At 39.2% G+C, this 18,790-nt stretch carries 16 protein-coding genes and 6 tRNA genes; 7 read left to right on the forward strand and 15 right to left on the reverse strand.

The annotated features are described in order from the left end of the window. The first annotated feature begins 266 nt into the window (after positions 1-266). The 4 genes from K7X70_RS06245 to gloA2 all read left to right on the forward strand — a co-directional run bounded on the left by K7X70_RS06245 (position 267) and on the right by gloA2 (position 3,803). Positions 267-1,880, forward strand: a complete 1,614-nt coding sequence (locus K7X70_RS06245) for a sensor histidine kinase (protein ID WP_222536239.1) — start codon at positions 267-269, stop codon at positions 1,878-1,880. A gap of 80 nt (positions 1,881-1,960) precedes the next feature. Next, on the forward strand, positions 1,961-2,392 hold the full coding sequence (locus K7X70_RS06250; RefSeq protein ID WP_062547355.1) for a DUF2147 domain-containing protein: 432 nt from the start codon (positions 1,961-1,963) through the stop codon (positions 2,390-2,392). A gap of 105 nt (positions 2,393-2,497) precedes the next feature. After that, positions 2,498-3,415: a WD40/YVTN/BNR-like repeat-containing protein gene (locus tag K7X70_RS06255; protein WP_255606944.1), complete on the forward strand. Its 918-nt coding sequence runs from the start codon at positions 2,498-2,500 to the stop codon at positions 3,413-3,415. A 4-nt stretch (positions 3,416-3,419) separates the two neighbouring features. Next, positions 3,420-3,803: an SMU1112c/YaeR family gloxylase I-like metalloprotein gene (gene gloA2 / locus K7X70_RS06260; RefSeq protein ID WP_222536241.1), complete on the forward strand. Its 384-nt coding sequence runs from the start codon at positions 3,420-3,422 to the stop codon at positions 3,801-3,803. Positions 3,804-3,962: 159 nt separating this feature from the next. On the opposite strand, the gene K7X70_RS06265 is transcribed toward gloA2, so the two are convergent. The 10 genes from K7X70_RS06265 to K7X70_RS06310 all read right to left on the reverse strand — a co-directional run bounded on the left by K7X70_RS06265 (position 3,963) and on the right by K7X70_RS06310 (position 12,139). After that, positions 3,963-4,033 (reverse strand) — tRNA-Cys (locus K7X70_RS06265). Between the two features lie 103 nt (positions 4,034-4,136). Next, a complete protein-coding gene (locus K7X70_RS06270) occupies positions 4,137-4,451 on the reverse strand; it encodes an iron-sulfur cluster assembly protein (RefSeq protein ID WP_222536242.1) in 315 nt (104 codons plus the stop codon). Between the two features lie 3 nt (positions 4,452-4,454). Continuing rightward, on the reverse strand, positions 4,455-4,898 hold the full coding sequence (locus tag K7X70_RS06275) for a SufE family protein (protein WP_222536243.1): 444 nt from the start codon (positions 4,896-4,898) through the stop codon (positions 4,455-4,457). Beyond that, positions 4,898-6,205: a cysteine desulfurase gene (locus K7X70_RS06280; RefSeq protein ID WP_222536244.1), complete on the reverse strand. Its 1,308-nt coding sequence runs from the start codon at positions 6,203-6,205 to the stop codon at positions 4,898-4,900. Before K7X70_RS06280 ends, K7X70_RS06275 begins: the two co-directional genes overlap by 1 nt. A gap of 1 nt (position 6,206) precedes the next feature. Continuing rightward, positions 6,207-7,559 (reverse strand): Fe-S cluster assembly protein SufD, encoded by a 1,353-nt coding sequence (sufD, locus tag K7X70_RS06285; protein WP_255606945.1) that lies wholly within the window; start codon positions 7,557-7,559, stop codon positions 6,207-6,209. A 39-nt stretch (positions 7,560-7,598) separates the two neighbouring features. Further along, complete coding sequence (gene sufC / locus K7X70_RS06290; RefSeq protein ID WP_432443879.1) at positions 7,599-8,366, reverse strand: Fe-S cluster assembly ATPase SufC; 768 nt, start codon at positions 8,364-8,366, stop codon at positions 7,599-7,601. A gap of 25 nt (positions 8,367-8,391) precedes the next feature. Next, the gene (gene sufB / locus K7X70_RS06295; protein ID WP_222536245.1) at positions 8,392-9,837 is read right to left on the reverse strand and encodes a Fe-S cluster assembly protein SufB; all 1,446 of its coding nucleotides are present in this window, start codon (positions 9,835-9,837) and stop codon (positions 8,392-8,394) included. Positions 9,838-10,123: 286 nt separating this feature from the next. Continuing rightward, complete coding sequence (locus K7X70_RS06300; protein WP_222536246.1) at positions 10,124-11,806, reverse strand: PNGase F N-terminal domain-containing protein; 1,683 nt, start codon at positions 11,804-11,806, stop codon at positions 10,124-10,126. A 128-nt stretch (positions 11,807-11,934) separates the two neighbouring features. Continuing rightward, positions 11,935-12,019: transfer RNA gene (locus K7X70_RS06305), tRNA-Leu, on the reverse strand. Between the two features lie 47 nt (positions 12,020-12,066). Beyond that, positions 12,067-12,139, reverse strand: a tRNA-Gly gene (locus K7X70_RS06310). A gap of 485 nt (positions 12,140-12,624) precedes the next feature. Here K7X70_RS06310 and K7X70_RS06315 point away from each other — a divergent pair. Further along, entirely contained in the window at positions 12,625-12,870 is a 246-nt protein-coding gene (locus tag K7X70_RS06315) for a redox-active disulfide protein 2 (protein WP_222536247.1), read from the forward strand. A 190-nt stretch (positions 12,871-13,060) separates the two neighbouring features. Here the strand turns inward: K7X70_RS06315 and K7X70_RS06320 are convergent. The 5 genes from K7X70_RS06320 to K7X70_RS06340 form a co-directional block, all read right to left on the reverse strand. Next, positions 13,061-13,133 (reverse strand) — tRNA-Gly (locus tag K7X70_RS06320). 135 nt (positions 13,134-13,268) lie between these two features. Then, positions 13,269-14,624, reverse strand: a complete 1,356-nt coding sequence (locus K7X70_RS06325; protein ID WP_222536248.1) for a DUF2268 domain-containing putative Zn-dependent protease — start codon at positions 14,622-14,624, stop codon at positions 13,269-13,271. An 83-nt stretch (positions 14,625-14,707) separates the two neighbouring features. Further along, positions 14,708-14,792, reverse strand: a tRNA-Leu gene (locus K7X70_RS06330). A 51-nt stretch (positions 14,793-14,843) separates the two neighbouring features. Next, positions 14,844-14,916 (reverse strand) — tRNA-Gly (locus K7X70_RS06335). A 136-nt stretch (positions 14,917-15,052) separates the two neighbouring features. Next, on the reverse strand, positions 15,053-15,541 hold the full coding sequence (locus tag K7X70_RS06340; RefSeq protein ID WP_222536249.1) for a regulatory protein RecX: 489 nt from the start codon (positions 15,539-15,541) through the stop codon (positions 15,053-15,055). A gap of 182 nt (positions 15,542-15,723) precedes the next feature. Between K7X70_RS06340 and K7X70_RS06345 the strand changes: the two genes are divergently transcribed. Further along, positions 15,724-18,183 carry a bifunctional UDP-N-acetylmuramoyl-tripeptide:D-alanyl-D-alanine ligase/alanine racemase gene (locus K7X70_RS06345; RefSeq protein WP_222536250.1) on the forward strand — a complete coding sequence of 820 codons (2,460 nt, stop codon included), beginning with the start codon at positions 15,724-15,726 and terminating at the stop codon, positions 18,181-18,183. A gap of 9 nt (positions 18,184-18,192) precedes the next feature. Then, positions 18,193-18,783 carry a DUF502 domain-containing protein gene (locus K7X70_RS06350; RefSeq protein WP_222536251.1) on the forward strand — a complete coding sequence of 197 codons (591 nt, stop codon included), beginning with the start codon at positions 18,193-18,195 and terminating at the stop codon, positions 18,781-18,783. Positions 18,784-18,790 lie beyond the last annotated feature (7 nt).

Below are 18,790 nucleotides of genomic sequence, written 5' to 3' on the forward strand. Positions count from 1 at the left end.
GAAAAATAGGATTTTAGCTAAACCAGGTTAGCATTCCATGAGCTTATTTGCTTGATTTACTGTTCTTTCTTCTATTATAGCGGATAAATATTAATAAATTTGCGCTCTTATGAATTTTTTAGGAGGAAACATTACATCATACTATGCTCGTTAACAAATCAGGTGAAACGTCTAATAATCTGCGTAAACTTTTCGTTTTATTTCTCGGTTTCACTTTTTTAATAGCCGCAGGATCTTTATTGCTGAGGCATTCCATCTTTAAAAAATTGGATACGCTCGCAGAGCAATTGCGGGGTCATGCACAGAATCAGGAAATCAGTAATATCCTGCTCGATTTAAACGGGGCTGAAAGTGATTTTCAGCAGGCGATTTTATATGGGGAGAGTCAGAAGCTGGAAGATTATAAAACTAAACTGACCCGAACATTTAATCAGATCGAAGTTATCCTCAAAAAATATGATCTGGACAGTACAAGAATGCTATCTGCGAATAAAGCGCAGCTTGGTAAAGCATTTAATGATAAGCTGTTGATCTCTAATGAAATTTTTAGTCTCAAACATAATTTTGATTCTTTGCTAAGAATCACGAATATTCAAAGTATTGGAGGGCAACCCTCAAAAGATATTATTGAAAAGTATAAGTTCAATACTACCCTAAAGAGAAGCACTGGTAAGGCAGACACTTCTGTACGTGTCATTAGACCTGAAGCTAAGAAAAAAGGGCTTTTTAAACGTCTTCAAGATGCTATAGAAAACAAACAGGAAAGTTCCCAATCTGTTAAAGTGGTGACAGTCAATCGTGAAAAGCAGATCCGTGACTCAGTAAACCGCTCTGTACTTACAAAACAGAACAATTCTCAGGGAGATATTCTTCGGAAACTAAATGAAGAAAATGGGCGGTTAGCGAAATCCAACCAACAGCTCATTTCTGCAAACCTTAGCTTGGTGATTCAATTACACCAATTGGTGCAGGAATTGAAAGATATTCATTTGAACGACTGGGAAAAGGCGAGGGCAGGAATGCTCAATCAATATCAATCGGCTACAAATGATATGAATAGCTTTACTGGGGTAGCGATATTGATGATCTTGATTTTTATTGTGCTGCTGATTATTTATATCCGTAAAGCAGGGAAGTCTGAAGACAATTACATTCGTGAAAATGAACGTGCAGTAGCTTTGGCAGAGCAAAAATCAGAGATGCTGGCCATTATGAGTCATGAGATTAGAAACCCATTGACTACCATCACCGGCCTAATTTATCTTCTGAACCGAACTCCGCTTAATGATGATCAAAAGAAGAAACTTAATTCCATCAACTTATCCTCAAGTATGCTGATGAATACCATTAATGATATTCTTGATGTCAGCAAAATTGATCATCAAAAAGAAACTGCTTTGAATATTGTCTCTTTCCAGCCTTGCGCAGAGATTAAAGAAACGATTGCTGCCATGACTTTCATTGCTGAAAGGAAGCAGATTTCTTTAACTGCAGAATTTAGCGGAGCAGAAGAAGCCGTCGTTAAAGGTGATCCTTTTCGCTTGAAGCAAATCATGATCAATTTGTTGAACAATGCAGTGAAGTATACGGATCAAGGTGGGGTAGTGGTAAAAGTAGAGCTATCTGAGCTGACTGAACAGCAAATGCAATTGAATGTCAGCATCATCGATACCGGAATAGGTATTCCTAAAGATCAGCAGGGAAAACTCTTTACCAGGTATTATCAGGCCAACAGGTCCTCAGGGAAACCTGGGACAGGACTAGGACTTTACATCTGCAAACAGTTGATCGACCTTCAACATGGGCAGCTCAGCGTGGAGAGTGATACTGGAAAAGGATGTCATTTTAAATTCTCGATTCCTTATAAAAAACCAGCCTAGCAAACAAAGCGTTAATTTTTCTGTTCTTTCAATAATCTAGGGGCTATTTAGTAACTTTAGATACATTTAAAATATGAAATATGAGATACATTTCGCTGTTACTTCTATTCACTGCAATTTCATTTTCCGGATTCTCTCAAACGAGCGATGCTATTTTGGGACAATGGGTTAATTCTTCCGGTGAAGCACACATTGAGATTTTTAAAAAAGGAAGTCAATTCTTTGGTAAAATCGTTTGGTTAAAGGAACCGAAAGATGAAAAAGGCAACCCTAAACTAGACGTGAAAAATCCTGCTGAAAACCTTAAATCCAGACCAATATTAGGCCTTGAAATGCTGAAGGGCTTTGCTTACGACAATGGTAAATGGGTAGATGGGACTATCTATGACCCGAAAGTAGGAAAAACCTACAGCTGTAATATGAGCTTGAAAAGCAATGGGGATTTAAATGTTAGAGGTTATATCGGTTTCTCACTGATTGGTAGGACGGATGTTTGGAAAAGGTTTAAATAGATGAGAGGACTTATTTTTTGTTTATTATTTTTTCCTCTATACTCATTTTCACAAACTTACGACCTGGTTCCAGTCACTTCAGGTGAGAATACTAGTCTGCGGGGAATGAGTATAGTTTCTGATCAGGTAGCCTGGGTAAGTGGCAGCAATGGCCATATTGGCAAAACGACCGACGGGGGTAAAACCTGGCAATGGCTTAAACCTGAAGGTCGCGAAAAACTTGACTTTAGAGATATTGAAGCCTTCGATGCAGATAAAGCAATTGTGGTAAACGCAGGTTCTCCAGCCTATATTTTACAAACTACTGATGGTGGTAAAACCTGGACTGAGCGTTATAAAAACCTGGATTCTGCTATATTTTTAGATGGCATGGGATTTTGGAATGACCAGCGTGGGATTGTATTCGGTGACCCCATCAATAGTAAAATGCAATTGTTGAGGACAATTGATGGCGGCCTTTCCTGGAATGATATTTCTGAAAACCTTCAAGCCAAAATGGGACTGGGTGAAGCTGCTTTTGCTGCCAGCGGAACCACAATTAAGACCCTCGGTAATGGGAAAGTATGGATCGCTACCGGAGGTAAGGTGTCAAATATTTATTATTCCAGTAATTTTGGCTCCACCTGGCAAATTTTTGAATGTCCGATTCTTCAGGGAGAAAGCAGTACCGGCCCCTTCTCTATGGATTTTTATGATGATGACCATGGGGTAATTGTTGGTGGTGACTATCTAAAAGATAAGGAAAATGAGAACAATGTTTTACTGACCAGCAATGGCGGTAAAACCTGGATAAAACCAGCGAAACCGGTAGATGGCTATCGTTCTGGAGTTGCCTATATTACCGATAAAACACTGGTTGCTACCGGAAGTTCAGGAACAGATGTTTCTTCAGATGGCGGTAGAAACTGGTATAATATTTCTGTAGTAAGCATGAACGTGATTCAAAAATCAAAAAGCGGTAACTTAATTCTGTTAGCAGGTAATAAAGGACAGATTTATCAGTTAACCATTACTACAAAGTAATTATATGTTAAGTAAAGTTCACCATGTTGCAATTATTTGCAGCGATTATAATGTTTCTAAGGATTTTTATACGGATGTATTGGGTTTAACCATTATCCGTGAGGTATATAGGGCGGAAAGAGATTCTTATAAACTGGATCTGGCGCTGAATGGGGAGTATGTGATAGAACTTTTCTCTTTTCCAAATCCACCGGCTCGCCATTCCAGGCCAGAATCGGTAGGTTTAAGACATCTGGCTTTTCAAGTTCAGGATTTGGAAAAAGTAATGAACAGGTTAAAAGAAAAAGGAGTAGAGCCAGAGCCTATTAGAGTGGACGAGTTTACTGGTAAACGATTTACTTTTATTGCAGATCCTGATTTATTACCTGTAGAGTTCTATGAACAATAATATTTTTTACGCTGGATACAATAATTGGATGATTTAGTCGTCTTATATAGGAGAGCGTTAATTTAGATGACGGGGATGTGGCTGGAAGCTATATCCCCGTTTCTTTTTGGTCTTTTTTTAGGAAAATAAAAAAGCCTGCCCGCAGGCAAGCTTTTAAAGACGTCATGGGCGGATTCGAACCGCCGTAAAAGGTTTTGCAGACCCATACCTAACCACTCGGCCACATGACTTTTTATAGTCTGAGACGCTGACAGCGGTAAATATAAATAAAGTATACTAAATTGGTAGTATTTATTTCAACTATTTTATTTTCCTGGTTTTTCAAAAGATCTGCTACATCATTCCCAGTTCAAATCTGGCACTTTCCGACATCATATCCCTGTTCCAGGGTGGGTCCCAGGTTACCACAACAGACACCTCATTTACTCCTTTAATATTTTTCACCTTTTCTTCCACTTCCAATGGAATACTTTGTGCGGCAGGGCAGCCTGGTGCAGTGAGTGTCATCACGATTTGAACATTATTGAATGGAGCCATCACTGTTGTTTCATAAATAAGCCCTAATTCATAAATACTAACCGGGATCTCCGGGTCATATATGGTCTGCAAGCAGTCTATCACTTTTTGTTTCAATTCTTCCTGATCCATGGTCTATTTATTTTCAAGCTCTTCAATGGATTGAAAAGCCAATGCATAATTTTTCATTTGTTTGATCATTGCTAATAATCCGTTAGACCTGGTCTGCGCCAGATGGCTGAACATGCCAATTTCTTTGATAAATTCCAGCTTGGCCTCCAGGATGGCTTTAGGAGGCTGACCGGACAATACTTTAATCAGCATGCTCACTAAACCTTTGACAATCATCGCATCACTGTCTGCTTTAAAAAATACTTTCCCATCCTGGTAGGAAGCAACCACCCATACGCTCGACTGGCATCCTTTTATCTTATGGTCGGTAGTTTTAAAAGCGTCCTCTAATGCCGGTAATTGTTTTCCTAAATCAATCAGGTATTCGTATTTGTCCTCCCAGTTGTCAAACATGGAAAAATCTGAGATAATTTCTTTTTCTATTTCGGAGATGTTCTTTTGATTCATTAGGATAACATTTTAATAGCTTTATAAATTCCTGCAATCAGCCCATCTATTTCTTCTTTCGTATTGTAAACTGCAAAAGAAGCCCTTACTGTTCCGGGAATACCGAATCGCTTCATCAATGGCTGAGTGCAATGGTGCCCGGTTCTGACGGCTATTCCCAAGTTGTCCAGTAGGATGCCAATGTCTTGAGGGTGGGTGTTTTTGATGATGAATGAAACCAGACTTACTTTTTCTTTTGCTTTTCCGATGATCTCTAAACCAGGTATGTTTTCTAACTGAGCCGTTGCATAATTAAGTAATTCATGCTCATGTTTTCTGATTTGATCTTTTCCTATGCTTTTGATAAAGTCGAAAGCCGTTTTTAAAGCAATGGTATCGGCAATATTTGGTGTTCCGGCTTCATATTTATAGGGAAGGTCATTGTAGGTAGTCAGTTCAAAACTCACCTCTTTAATCATTTCTCCACCACCTTGAAAAACAGGCATCGCTTCCAAAAGCTCCTGTTTTCCATAAAGGACTCCTATGCCAGTAGGAGCGTATAATTTATGTCCTGAAAAGGCGAAAAAATCACAGTCCAGATCTAGCACATCAATGTCCAGATGTACTGCGGATTGGGCACCATCTACCAATACTTTTGCGCCAAATTGATGCGCCATTGCAATCATTTCTTTCACAGGATTAACAGTTCCCAGAGCATTCGATACTTGTACAATGGCAACGATTTTTGTTTTTTCATTCAGTAACTGCTGATATTGATCCATAGAAAGAGTTCCATCATCCAATACAGGAATCACCTTTAAAACCGCATTCTTCTCCTGACAAAGCATCTGCCAGGGTACAATATTTGAGTGATGTTCCATTCCTGAGATTAAAATTTCATCTCCGGTTTTGATATTTTGCCTGCCCCAGGTATAGGCCACCAGGTTGATCGCTTCAGTGGTCCCCCTGGTAAAAACTATTTCTTCTACCATTGCTGCGCCAATGAACTCCTGAACCGCATATCGACTAGCTTCATAAGCTAATGTAGCTTCTTCTGCCAGCGTATGTATTCCGCGGTGGATATTGGCGTTATAGCGGCTGTAATAATCGCTTAGCGCATCTATGACAGCCTGTGGTTTTTGAGAAGTTGCCGCGTTATCAAAATAAATCAGATTTTTCTCATTCACCTTTCTACTTAGAATGGGGAATTGTGTTCTGATGGCTTGTATATCAAAAGAGACCTTTTTGTGATCGGCAGGACTGGCTTGTTCGCCTGATTCAATGTGTTTGTCTATTGATAAAGAAGATTTGGAGGCTGGAGTTTTCATTTTATGAACTGGCTAAATGAGCTAAAATTAATTGTTCAACATGCTTGCGTAAAGGTTCCAGTTTGATTTGATTTAAAATATCGGATGAAAAAGCCTGTAACAATAAGGACTCCGCGGATTTTAAAGGAATCCCCCTTGCTCTTAAATAGAACATGGCTTCCTCATCCAGCTGTCCAACGGTACAGCCATGAGAACACTTTACATCATCAGCAAAGATCTCCAGCTGCGGCTTGGCATTTATTGTGGCCAGGTCTGACAAAATGATATTTTTGCTGGATTGATAAGCATTGGTCTTTTGCGCATCCGGCTGTACAATGATTCTTCCACTAAAAATTCCAGTTGCAGTATCATTCGCTATTCCTTTATAAAGCTGATTACTGAAGCAATTTGGCTGCTTATTGTCTACCAAGGTATGGTGGTCCACATGGCTTTTCCCTTTTAAAAGAGAAAGACCATATAGGTGTGTTTCATTACCTGGAGCGTCTAAAATGAGGTTCAGGTTATTACGGATCACTCCGCCATTCAGGGAAATCGTTAAGGATTGTACATAGCTTTTTCCAATTTGATGGATCTGTGTACTGCTCAGCTGCGCTGCATTTAGCCCATCATTTTGTAGTTTATAATAAGCTAGAAATGCATGTTCTTCCAATACAATTTCTATCACCTCATTACTAAAACTTTCCATGCTGCCTAGCGTAGTATAGGTCTCCACAAGCTGCAAATTAGAATTTTCTGCTAAATAGACGAGGCTGCGTGGCTGGGAAATGATATTTTCTGTACTGGCCTGAGTAATGTGATGCAAATACAAAGGTACTTCCAATTGCTGCCCCTTAGGAAGGTAAATGAAAACTCCTTCTTGAATAAATGCAGTGTTAAGCGCATGAAGACCATCTTTCAGATATTTACTGCTGCTGCCTAAATGTTCTTTTACGATTTTTTGATAAGGTCCGGTTGCCGCTGTTTCCAATGGTAAAATCACTAATTCTTTTTCAGAAGAACGGATCTTTGATAAGCCGGGCATAAATCGTCCATCAATAAAATAGAGCTCATTGGCTTCGTTTTGTCCAGGTAAATTAAGCGCTTCCAAGGCAGAATAACTAAGCGCCTCCTCAGAATTGCCTTTTGAAAACTGATAGTTCTTTTCAAATAAACTGCTGATGTTCGTGTATTTCCATTCTTCCAGCTTAGAAGTTGGTAATCCTGATTGATTAAAGTTCTCAAAAGCAGCTTTACTCAGCTCCTTTATGGTATCGGCAGAATCATCATCAGCTAAACCTTCAAATTGATCTTTAAAATAAGCGATGTTAATCATTATCTTTTCTTTTTTAAGGAGGTTCATATAAGGAGAGCTCATTGTTTTTAAGGAGAATCCATTGTTTTTTAAAAGGATCGCTTATGTTTTTGCAGCCAAATCTGTTTCATCAGTAATGAAATCGTATCCTTTTTCCTCCAGTTCTATGGCCAGTTCTTTACTGCCTGACTTAACAATTCGGCCATTGTAAAGTACATGTACATAGTCTGGCTGGATATAATCCAGGAGTCGCTGGTAATGAGTGATCAATAGTATCGCGCGGTGCTCGTTTCTCAATTGATTGATGCCATTGGCCACAATACGCAAGGCATCAATGTCGAGTCCGGAATCTGTTTCATCGAGGATGGCAAGTTTGGGCTCCAGCATGGCCATCTGAAATATCTCATTACGTTTCTTTTCTCCTCCAGAAAAACCTTCATTAATCGAACGGCTGAGTAAAGATTGATCAATTTCTACCAAAGCCATTTTTTCTTTCATGACCTTCAAAAAAGCGAGGGCATCCAGAGGTTCCTGTCCATGATACTTGCGCTTTTCATTGACTGCGGCTTTAATAAAATTTGTTGTGCTCAGTCCTGGGATTTCAACAGGATATTGCAGGGCCAGAAACAAACCCTCCCTCGCACGGTCTTCAATAGATAAATCCAATAGATTTTTATCCAAGAAGGTAATGCTGCCTTCGGTCACTTCATATTCTTCTCTTCCTGCAAGTACAGAGGCTAGTGTGCTTTTTCCGGAACCATTTGGCCCCATAATCGCATGGACTTCCCCAGCTTTGATGTCCAGGTTGATCCCCTTCAGGATCTCTTTGCCCTCAATATTTGCGTGTATATTTTTAATAGATAACATCATTTTTGAAATTTTAAAGGATTTGAAATTAGCCTACGCTACCTTCCATGCTGATGGCGAGTAGTTTTTGAGCTTCTATAGCAAATTCCATTGGTAATTGATTCATCACTTCTTTAGCAAAACCGTTTACGATCAATGCGACCGCTGCTTCTGCATCAATGCCTCTTTGACGACAATAGAAAAGTTGGTCTTCTCCAATTTTAGAAGTCGTCGCTTCATGCTCGATAATGGCGGTTTTATTTTTTACTTCTATATAAGGAAAAGTATGTGCACCACATTTATCACCTAATAAAAGGGAGTCACATTGCGAGTAATTACGGGCATTAATGGCGCCTTTTGCTGTACGAACCAGTCCGCGGTAACTATTCTGACTTTGTCCGGCAGAAATTCCTTTGGCCACAATTCTACTTCTCGTATGTTTTCCAAGATGTATCATTTTAGTTCCTGTATCTGCTTGCTGGTGGTGATTGGTAAAGGCTACTGAATAGAATTCACCAATAGAATAGTCTCCTTTGAGGATCACACTTGGATACTTCCAGGTGATAGCAGAACCAGTTTCTACCTGTGTCCAGGAGATTTTAGCATAGTCTCCCTGGCATATGCCGCGTTTAGTCACAAAATTATAAATTCCTCCATTCCCTTCTTTATCACCAGGATACCAGTTTTGAACCGTAGAATATTTGATTTCTGCCTTTTCCATCGCAATCAGTTCTACCACTGCGGCATGTAACTGGTTTTCATCTCTCATTGGTGCAGTACAACCTTCCAGGTAGCTTACATAACTTCCTTCTTCTGCAATGATCAATGTTCTTTCAAATTGACCAGAGTTCTCGGCATTGATTCTGAAATAAGTAGAGAGTTCCATTGGGCATCGTACACCTTTTGGAATGTAGCAGAAAGATCCATCCGTAAAAACTGCAGCATTTAGGGCAGCGAAGTAATTATCGGTCATTGGCACCACCGAGCCCAGGTATTTTTTTACCAGTTCCGGATGTTTTTGAATGGCTTCACTGATGGAACAAAAGATGACCCCAATTTCGGACAACTGTTCTTTAAAAGAGGTTGCAATGGATACACTGTCCATCACCACATCGACTGCTACTCCTGTAAGCCTCTTTTGTTCATTCAAGGAAATACCTAGTTTTTCAAAAGTTTTTAGGAGTTCCGGATCAACTTCATCCAGACTGCTGAGCTGCTCTTTTTGTTTAGGTGCCGCATAATAAATAATATCCTGATAATTAATTGGCGGGTATTTGATATTGGCCCATTTGGGCTCAGTCAGTTTTAACCAATAAGCATAGGCTTTAAGTCGCCAGGCAAGCATCCAGTCCGGCTCGTTTTTTTTCTTAGAAATGAGTGTAATCACCCCCTCATTTAATCCTTTTGGGATGGTATCTGTATCTATATTTGTAACAAAACCGTACTTGTAATCATTTAGTGCGGATTGCTCTAACATATCCAAATCTTCATTCATGATATTGGCGTTTTATATGGTGCTCACAATAACTGTACCCTATAAAGATACGGCTAAACGCTGGCGCATACAAAAAATCAAAAACAGCTAAATGTAAGATTTATAGTGTGTTCTGTGGTGGAATAGAGTAGGGGAATCCGTAATTATGCCTGGAATCGAAGCTTGGATTTCCTGTAAAAGTAAAAAGCCTGATTACAAAATTGCAATGCCCTGATAAAGCATATAGCTTTTTAGGAACATTGACAATCTTGTGATCAAGCTTCTTTTTTAGGTGGTAATTTAAAGCTTATTCCTGATCAGCAATTAATACACCGGAAACATTCCAGGAGCTGAAGCTGGTACCTTCTGGTTTTCCAAGAGGAATTGCAACTTGCAGGGTATGTTTTCCTATACTTAAGTTTTCCAATGGGATTTCTACAGGAAGGGTTAGTGTTCCAGGGCACCAGTTTGAGCGACTTAAATCTGAAGAAGAAAGACCATTTCCGAAATTACCGGAAGAAGGATTACTGAAACGGTATGTTGCACAGTCTTCTCTCCAGGGAATAAAGTGATAAACTCTTTTACCGTCTATAAAAAGTTCGTTCAGTTTCGGAACAAATTCATCGCCTTTACCCCAGCCGCCATGACCGGTTGTGAGGTACCTTAAACGAAGATTTTTCAAGCCCTGCGGCACATCAATTGTGACTGTTAACGAATCTTTTTCAAACATAGTTCCATATTCTTGTCCAGCCATCTCCATTAGGTTGGTCGTATTAAATACAGGCATGATGTAAGATTTTCTTTCTTTCTCTTTTTCGCCATCGTATCCTGGATAATAATTTAGATTCAAACTCACCGTGTGTCCACCTTTGTCGTAGTTTCCGATAAACACACCAATCCACACCTCGCCTTGCAATTTTGGTGCAAGCAGGGTAATGTCTTGTTTGTAAATGACAGAATCTGCCCAGTTGTATCCTTTGATTTTTGCCTGTTCATTGAAATGTTTTACCCCAAAGGAGGTGAAAAAACGCATCAGCTCCAGCGGTGGCAGATAATTGTCTGTTGCAATTACACCTTGATATTTTTTGCCATTACGGGCATTGTAAACTGGTAATGTCTGTAAGCCATTTTGCAAAGCGTCCAGGAAAGAAACAGACTTATCTACAGGAATCATAAATACGGACCCTGTTCTGTCATAAGCATCACCATTAGAATTTTGGACCAGTTCGGCAAAAACGGATTGTCCCGCTTTTAGGGTCGGAAGTTTTACTTTTTTAAGAATTACCGTACCGCCAGAAAAATGATAAGTGGCATTCGACTGATCAGCCGCAGGGTTCTCTATTTTATTTCCAAAACTGATCTTTTCCTTATCGAAGATATTGATCGTTTGGTAACGGCTTTCAATCATTTGACGCTGATAAGCGGCTTCGTCAAGCAGACTGCCCCATTGTTTTGGCCAGGCAAGTTCCTCGGCTTTTACTTTGCGGTAATCAATCTTCTTCGCGTAAGTTTCTGTATTGCCATTACGGATGGTTTTTAAAATAAGACCGAGGCCCGGCGCAATAGTCAGGTCGGGCGTTCCCTTAATTTTCAGGTCGTTTGTGTACCAGATTTCAATGGTATTGGAACGGATAAATACCTTTGCTTTTTTGCAGGGGATGCCCATGATGGTGTCTATACCTGCAATTAGCTCTGCCGATATATATTCAGAGAACGGTTTTTTTAAGGTGTACAGGTTTCCATTGCTATTCAGTACCTGATAGGTAGCTGCTTCTGAAAATTGCAGGAATTGTTCTTGTTTTGCCTGACGTTCCTGACCGGAGATCCTGGCTTGACTTCCTTTAATGAAAAGTTTTTTTTCTCCGCCAACTTCTTTGCCGTTGCTGCGGGAACCATAGGTGATGACTGCTTCGGTGGCTTGTGTGTTTTTTTGTGCGTATAAAGCAGTGCTGATGAATAGCATTGCGATGCTAAATAAATGGGTCTTCATAGGTGATAAAGCTAAGAATTATTCTGATAGGGGATAGAATCACTCTTCGGAAATTTCTATGGATTCGCCACGGATATTTAAAATTTTTGGCAAAAAAAAGCCTCTTTACGGGCTGTAAAGAGGCAATGTACTCAGAGCGGGAATCGAACCCGCACGACTTTTAAGGTCACAGGATTTTAAGTCCTGCGTGTCTACCAGTTCCACCATCTGAGCAGGTGTTAACCTTTTAAATTAAATCCCTTCTATCTGGAAGGGATTAGAGCGAAAGACGAGATTCGAACTCGCGACCCCGACCTTGGCAAGGTCGTGCTCTACCAACTGAGCTACTTTCGCGTTGATGACGATACGAAGATAGGTATTGTTTTGACTTTTTTATACTCCTCAGGGAAGATTTCACCGAATACACTGGATTTCAAGTAGAAAAAAATAATTTATTTTTTCTTACCTTCTATTTATAACTTAATATATCCAGTTTAAACCCATAAAACAGCTATTGGACTTCGTAAATGAGCTTGTGTTTTTTGAAGAAAAGCAATATCGTCCTTAAATTTCGGTCATAGCGACAAAAACATAATAGAAATTCTATTCCTCACCAATCAATTTTAGGCTTTCATAGGATCAATTATATAGTTTCAGTCTGATGGGTTAAAATAAATTATATATTAGTAAAACTAACGCTCCCCAGATAAAAACTATCTGGATAAAATGAATAGTATAGTTCCTATTATTTTAATTCCATAAAGGAAATAAGAATATTATGATAGTGCCAGTCGGAAGTATAAATAGTATTGAATTGGTAAATAATAAAAAACTAAATGATGAAAAAGAAACTAACTGAAATGAATAACGAAGAGCTCATCAAAAATGAAAAAATAGCTAAGACGGCTGCATTTACTTTTATGGGAATTTTAATCATTTCCTTTGTAGTCATCGTTTACTTAATGCTCAAAAAAGGGTTTACTGCATTAATCGTTACGCCTATCGCTTTACTTCCTATATTGATGCTTCTACTGAATAACTGGAATGAAACTAAAAAAGAAATAAAGTCCAGGAATTTATCGTAAAACTTACCTGCTGAGTTCAAAATAGCTACTCAACTTTCAAAGATCCAGGCGACTAGGTCTCATCCTTTTAAGAATATAAGAAAAGCTCTGGTTTCCGCGCTTTCTTTACACTAAGAAAGAAGATTTAGATATGATTTGCCGAATGATTTTTGGCTGAAAATAAAAAAGCCTTCCAATGGAAGGCTTTTTGAGCGAAAGACGAGATTCGAACTCGCGACCCCGACCTTGGCAAGGTCGTGCTCTACCAACTGAGCTACTTTCGCTGTTAACGTGCCACGAAGATAGGGATAGTTTTCATTTTTCTGCAAACTCTTTTTAAGATTTCATCGAAGCGACTGGATTTCAAGGAATAAAATTTCAATTGATGCCATTCTAGTATACCTTTACTAGGCTTTTCGCTATTTATCTGCGGTTCTAAAGGTAATCAGATAGGCAGCAATTGGAGTTAAGTTCGTGTTCATGAACCGCTCTGTCAGGAGCAATTCATAATCTTTGCCGGGTAAAAGGTCTACATCAATGGTGATCGACTTACCATCTTCAGAGAATCCGACCACATTTTTTACACGCAATAGCTTGTCGACACCCGCTGATGGTCCAACATCAAAACCTCTGCTTTTTTTGTTCATTGGCGCAGAGAATTCAATAGTCAGCTGTTTGATGGTGGGGTCTACATCCTGGCTGTGATTTTTGAGTTGTTTAATTCCAGTAATCGTTGGGATTTGGCGGTCGTACTCATTCTTTAAACTTTTCACCGACTCCGATAAATATCCGGATTGATCTATAAATTTGGCCAATGCGGTACTGTCGTTGTAGTCTAGTTCAATCATCTCTTTTATAGCTTGTTTTTTATTTCTGGCTTTTTCATAATACTTTTCACAAATGAGATAACCAACAGCGTACCCTAAATCTCGCTGCCCGAATGGATTTGTTTCATTAGTATACAGCCAGTATCCAGTTGATGGATTAAACATTTGCAAAGAAAATGCTGCTTTAATTTTTTTCTCATTGTCTATTCCTTTTTCACCTTTGCTTTTAGCATAAGCTAAAGCAGGTAGTGTAGAAGGTTTTCCTGTAGCTTTTACTGCTAAAAATTCAGCGGCACCTTCAAGCGTAACTTGTCCCAAAAGATTCTTTGCTTCGGTAGTTTTTTGTTGTGTATGTACATATTCATGGACGTTTAGAAAACCGATGTCATGGATTGGATTGGTCTTGAAATGAGTTTTTAGATGCTGGTAATTGCTGGGAAATTCTTTGGTTTCGGTATATTCATCTGCCATGGAAATCTCCGCACCGATCAGGACCATTCCATTTAGTGTAGTTCCTCCTGTTCTTAATGCACCAATAGTAAAGTAAATATTGGCCGGTTTTAATTCCGGATATAATTTCTTCATTTTGAGTACATCTACTTCAATCATTTTCGCAATACCCTTTGCTTTGAGTGTGTTTTTTCTGATGGAATTCCAAAATAGCGGATAGCTGTTTATGGCATCAATGTATGATTTAGCGGTATAGTTCTTCACCTCCATAATGGCTTTTAGCCCTGGTGACCCTTTTTCAATGAATAGCAGATTTAAATAACGGTATTGTGCAGCACTATCTTTAGTGCTGGTCACTTTATCATAAGCTGTCCAAAAGTTATCAATATCATAAGTAACAACCTTCCCTGTGTTTTTTTGTGCAACCAGGTTTAAGGAGAAAACCAGATTTGTGAAAAGCAACAGGAGAGCTAAGGGTATAGTGCGAGAGATTTTCATATCCTAAAGGACGGATATTTTTTTGAAAGGTTTCAAATTTTAGGACAAAAAAAAAGCCTCTCTACTTTCGTAAAGAGGCTGTGTACTCAGAGCGGGAATCGAACCCGCACGACTTTTAAGGTCACAGGATTTTAAGTCCTGCGTGTCTACCAGTTCCACCATCTGAGCAGGTGTTAACCTTTTAAATTAAATGACTTCATGATAGTTGAAGTTATTTAGAGCGAAAGACGAGATTCGAACTCGCGACCCCGACCTTGGCAAGGTCGTGCTCTACCAACTGAGCTACTTTCGCATGGTTTTTATTTTAACATCATCCGATGTTCCCATCTCTTAAAGTGTATTTTGTAATACCCTTTGTTTCGTTTGGGAATGCAAATATAGGGACTTTTATCTTTCTGTCAAGTTTTTTTTATAAATAATTTAAGTGATTAATATAAATCATTGTCTTTCAGGACTTCCATGATCAAATTATTTTCAAAACCCTTTGTCATTAAGTGTGTAATCAGCTTATTCCTTCTTTTATACGGATCATTTTCCTTAATTAAATTCGACTTTTTCTCCGCAGAAACCAATATAGCTTTTAAATAATCATCATAATCAATCGTATTTAAAGCTTTTAAAATCATTTTCTCAGGTACCTTTTTGAGTTTTAAGGCTTGCTTGATCTTTATTTTACCCCATTTCTTGATGTTGAACTTGCCGGAAACATAAGCTTGCGCAAACCTTTCTTCATTTAAATAGTTGGTCATGATGAGTTCAGAAATGTTTTCTTCCACCTCATCAGGCCTTAATCCCCATTCATAAAGCTTATTCCTCACTTCCTGCTGTGCGCGTTCCTGATAAGCACAATAGTGCTCAGCTTTGAATAAAGCTGTTTTCTTATCGTATTTGACGGTTTTTTTCTCTGAATTTTCCAATGTTTACAATAATACACAATCAAGACCTACCAGAATTAGAAATCATATCAGCTTTTAATAATATTGACGTTTTTAATACAAATTAAGTATTTAACATCATTAAAGCGTGGATCGGCAAAGCAAATCATACTTAAATTACAGGCAAGCGATGGTTATCCCTGCAAAAACTTTAATTTTGAACCATGAGCAGTACTACCTATACTATTGACCATTTTGCGGAAATTCTTCATGCAAAAGCTTTTATTCCTCAGCCGGAACTGATCGTTACCAGACTGGTAATCGATAGCAGAACGGTAATTGACCCTGAAAGCTCTTTATTTTTTGCTTTGCAGGCAAAGCGTGATGGTCATGAGTATCTGAAAGAGGCTTATGCTAACGGAATCCGTTGTTTTGTGATCAGTAACGAACAGTATTTTAATATTTTTCCGGATGCAAACATGCTGCTGGTTGAAAATGTGGGCTTGGCTTTACAGACATTGGCCATTGCTCATCGCAATCAATACGACTTAAAAGTACTGGCCATTACCGGAAGCAATGGGAAAACTATTGTCAAAGAATGGCTTTATCAGCTTTTAGCCGCTGATTACAATATTATTCGCAGTCCTAAAAGCTTTAACTCTCAGATCGGAGTACCGCTTTCGGTATGGAATATCCGGGAGGAACATACACTTGGGATTTTCGAGGCCGGAATCTCCAAGGAAAATGAAATGGAAGCACTCCAACGCATTATCCAACCAACAATTGGGGTATTAACCAACATAGGGGAGGCACATGCCGAGGGTTTTCCTTCTCAGAAGGTGAAATTGCTGGAAAAATTAAAACTATTTAAAGCCGCGGAACTATTTATTTATTCCCCAGAATATACCAGCGGAATTCCGATTCAGGAACTTCCTGGACAAAGGAAATTCTCCTGGAGCTTAAGCCAAAAAGCAGATCTGCAGATTTCTTTCGTGGAGCCAATTGAAGACAAAACTTATATTCGTGCACTCTATAAAGCTGCGGAAATAGAATGTCTGATCCCGTTTAGCGATAGGGCTTCTGTTGAGAATGGCATTATTTGCTGGGCCACCTTACTTTCAATGGGCTATACACCAGAAGAAGCGGATGCGCGCCTCGAGAGATTAAATCGGGTAGGGATGAGGCTGGAATTAAAAAACGGCATCAACCAATGTTCCGTAATTGATGATTCTTACATTGCCGATATCCCTTCACTTGCGATAGCACTTGATTTTCTAAACCTTCAAAATCAGCACCCTAAGAAAACATTAATCCTATCCGATTTACATGAAACCGGGAAGAAGGAAAGCCTGCTGTATAAAGAAATTGCGGACCTGCTCAAACAGAAAAATCTGCAGCGATTGATTGGGATTGGTCCTAATATCTCTTCTATGGCCTCCTTGTTTGACTTGGAAGCCTCATTCTTTGAAAGTACCCAGGATTTTATAGATCATTTTCCAGCGGTACATTTTTATGATGAAACCATACTGGTAAAGGGAGCCAGAAAGTTTGAATTTGAGCGCATTAGTAAGCTGATTGCCCAGAAAGTTCATGATACGGTATTGGAAATAGACCTGAACGGGCTTGCCGGAAATCTACAGTTCTATAGGAGTAAGCTGCAGCCTGGCGTAAAAATCATGGCTATGGTGAAAGCATTTTCGTACGGAAGCGGCAGCTTTGAAATTGCCAATGTATTACAATACCATAAAGTTGATTACCTGGCTGTAGCCTATACAGACGAAGGTGTGGCCTTAAGAAAAGGTGGGATTACGATGCCGATTATGGTGATGAGTCCTGAGCCTTCTGCATTTGATGCTATTGTGAAATATAAATTGGAACCGGAAATTTATAACCTGGATATCTTGAATAGCTTCTTGAACTTCCTTCATTTTGAAATCAGGGATTATCCGGTACATCTTAAAATTGATACTGGAATGCACCGGTTGGGATTCGAAGAAAATGAAGTTGATGAGTTATTGCAAATCCTTCAGGGTACTAAAAAACTCAAAGTGGCTTCCGCTTTTTCTCATTTGGTAGGCAGTGATGAAATCCAGCACGATGAGTTTACGAAACATCAAATTGAAAGGTTTAAGTCTATGGCGCAGCAGATAGCCGAGGGACTCGATTATAAATTTATCTGGCACATCTCGAATACTTCTGGCATCTCCCGTCATCCGGAAGCCCAGTTTGATATGGTACGTTTAGGTATCGGTTTATATGGACATGATAGTGGGTTAAACCACAATAAAGGACTGCAAACCGTAGCCGTATTGAAAACAACCATCACTCAGGTAAAGAAACTGAAGCCAAATGAAACTGTTGGTTACGGCCGACAAGGGCTTTTACCTGACGGAGGAACGATTGCAACAGTCAAAATCGGTTATGCTGATGGCTATACCAGAAGGTTTGGAAACGGGGTCGGAAAGATGCTGGTTAATGGTCAATTGGTGCCAACCGTTGGTGTCATCTGCATGGATATGTGTATGTTGGATGTAACAGGATTAGATGTTAAAACCGGCGATGAAGTGATCGTTTTTAATGGAAAGCTGACTGTAGCGATGCTTGCTGAGCAGATCGGAACCATACCCTATGAGATTTTAACGAATATTTCACAAAGAGTTAAACGGATTTATTTTTATGAGTAGTTTTGCAGTATGAACAGAATTGGTAGAGCCTTGTTAAGATACATCATCAAAGGACTCTTAATTGTATTGCCTATTGCGCTAAGTATTTTTATTGTGATCGTTGCTGTAACCACAGTAGACAGTTGGCTAAACGTGAACAATATTCTGGGAGTTGATCCTCATACAGGAGCCAGCAGGAACATTCCTGGTCTTGGTTTAGCACTTGTAGTGGCCATCACGCTTGTTGCCGGTATTTTCGTTACGAATTTCGTAACTGAACCTATGTATAACTGGTTTGCCAGAATCCTGGACAGACTGCCTATCCTTAAATTTATTTATTCTTCCATAAAAGACCTTACAGAAGCCTTTGTTGGTGATGAAAAGAAATTCAATAACCCCGTGCTGGTAGAAGTAGAGGGTGATTTGAAGCGAATTGGGTTTCTAACCCAGAATGACTTGTCAGCAATCGGCCTCCCAGGAGAATCTATTGTGTATTTTCCCTTTTCTTATTCCTTCGCCGGACAAGTATATGTAGTGAAAAATGAGAAAATCAAGCCTTTAAATATGACTGCCGCAGAAGCTATGAAATTGGTGGTTTCAGGCGGAGTCAGTCATTTCTAAATGATTT

This window comes from Pedobacter polysacchareus (genome assembly GCF_019802255.1).
In the GTDB taxonomy this organism is placed as follows: Bacteria; Bacteroidota; Bacteroidia; order Sphingobacteriales; family Sphingobacteriaceae; genus Pedobacter; species Pedobacter polysacchareus.

Coding starts and splice junctions, on each gene's coding strand:
- K7X70_RS06345 (WP_222536250.1), top strand. CDS start 15,724: ATGAGCAGTACTACCTATACTATTGACCATTTTGCGGAAATTCTTCAT.
- sufB (WP_222536245.1), bottom strand. CDS start 9,837: ATGAATGAAGATTTGGATATGTTAGAGCAATCCGCACTAAATGATTAC.
- K7X70_RS06315 (WP_222536247.1), top strand. CDS start 12,625: ATGAAAAAGAAACTAACTGAAATGAATAACGAAGAGCTCATCAAAAAT.
- K7X70_RS06325 (WP_222536248.1), bottom strand. CDS start 14,624: ATGAAAATCTCTCGCACTATACCCTTAGCTCTCCTGTTGCTTTTCACA.
- K7X70_RS06280 (WP_222536244.1), bottom strand. CDS start 6,205: ATGAAAACTCCAGCCTCCAAATCTTCTTTATCAATAGACAAACACATT.
- sufC (WP_432443879.1), bottom strand. CDS start 8,366: ATGATGTTATCTATTAAAAATATACACGCAAATATTGAGGGCAAAGAG.
- K7X70_RS06275 (WP_222536243.1), bottom strand. CDS start 4,898: ATGAATCAAAAGAACATCTCCGAAATAGAAAAAGAAATTATCTCAGAT.
- K7X70_RS06255 (WP_255606944.1), top strand. CDS start 2,498: ATGAGTATAGTTTCTGATCAGGTAGCCTGGGTAAGTGGCAGCAATGGC.
- K7X70_RS06250 (WP_062547355.1), top strand. CDS start 1,961: ATGAGATACATTTCGCTGTTACTTCTATTCACTGCAATTTCATTTTCC.
- gloA2 (WP_222536241.1), top strand. CDS start 3,420: ATGTTAAGTAAAGTTCACCATGTTGCAATTATTTGCAGCGATTATAAT.
- K7X70_RS06350 (WP_222536251.1), top strand. CDS start 18,193: ATGAACAGAATTGGTAGAGCCTTGTTAAGATACATCATCAAAGGACTC.
- K7X70_RS06300 (WP_222536246.1), bottom strand. CDS start 11,806: ATGAAGACCCATTTATTTAGCATCGCAATGCTATTCATCAGCACTGCT.
- sufD (WP_255606945.1), bottom strand. CDS start 7,559: ATGAGCTCTCCTTATATGAACCTCCTTAAAAAAGAAAAGATAATGATT.
- K7X70_RS06270 (WP_222536242.1), bottom strand. CDS start 4,451: ATGGATCAGGAAGAATTGAAACAAAAAGTGATAGACTGCTTGCAGACC.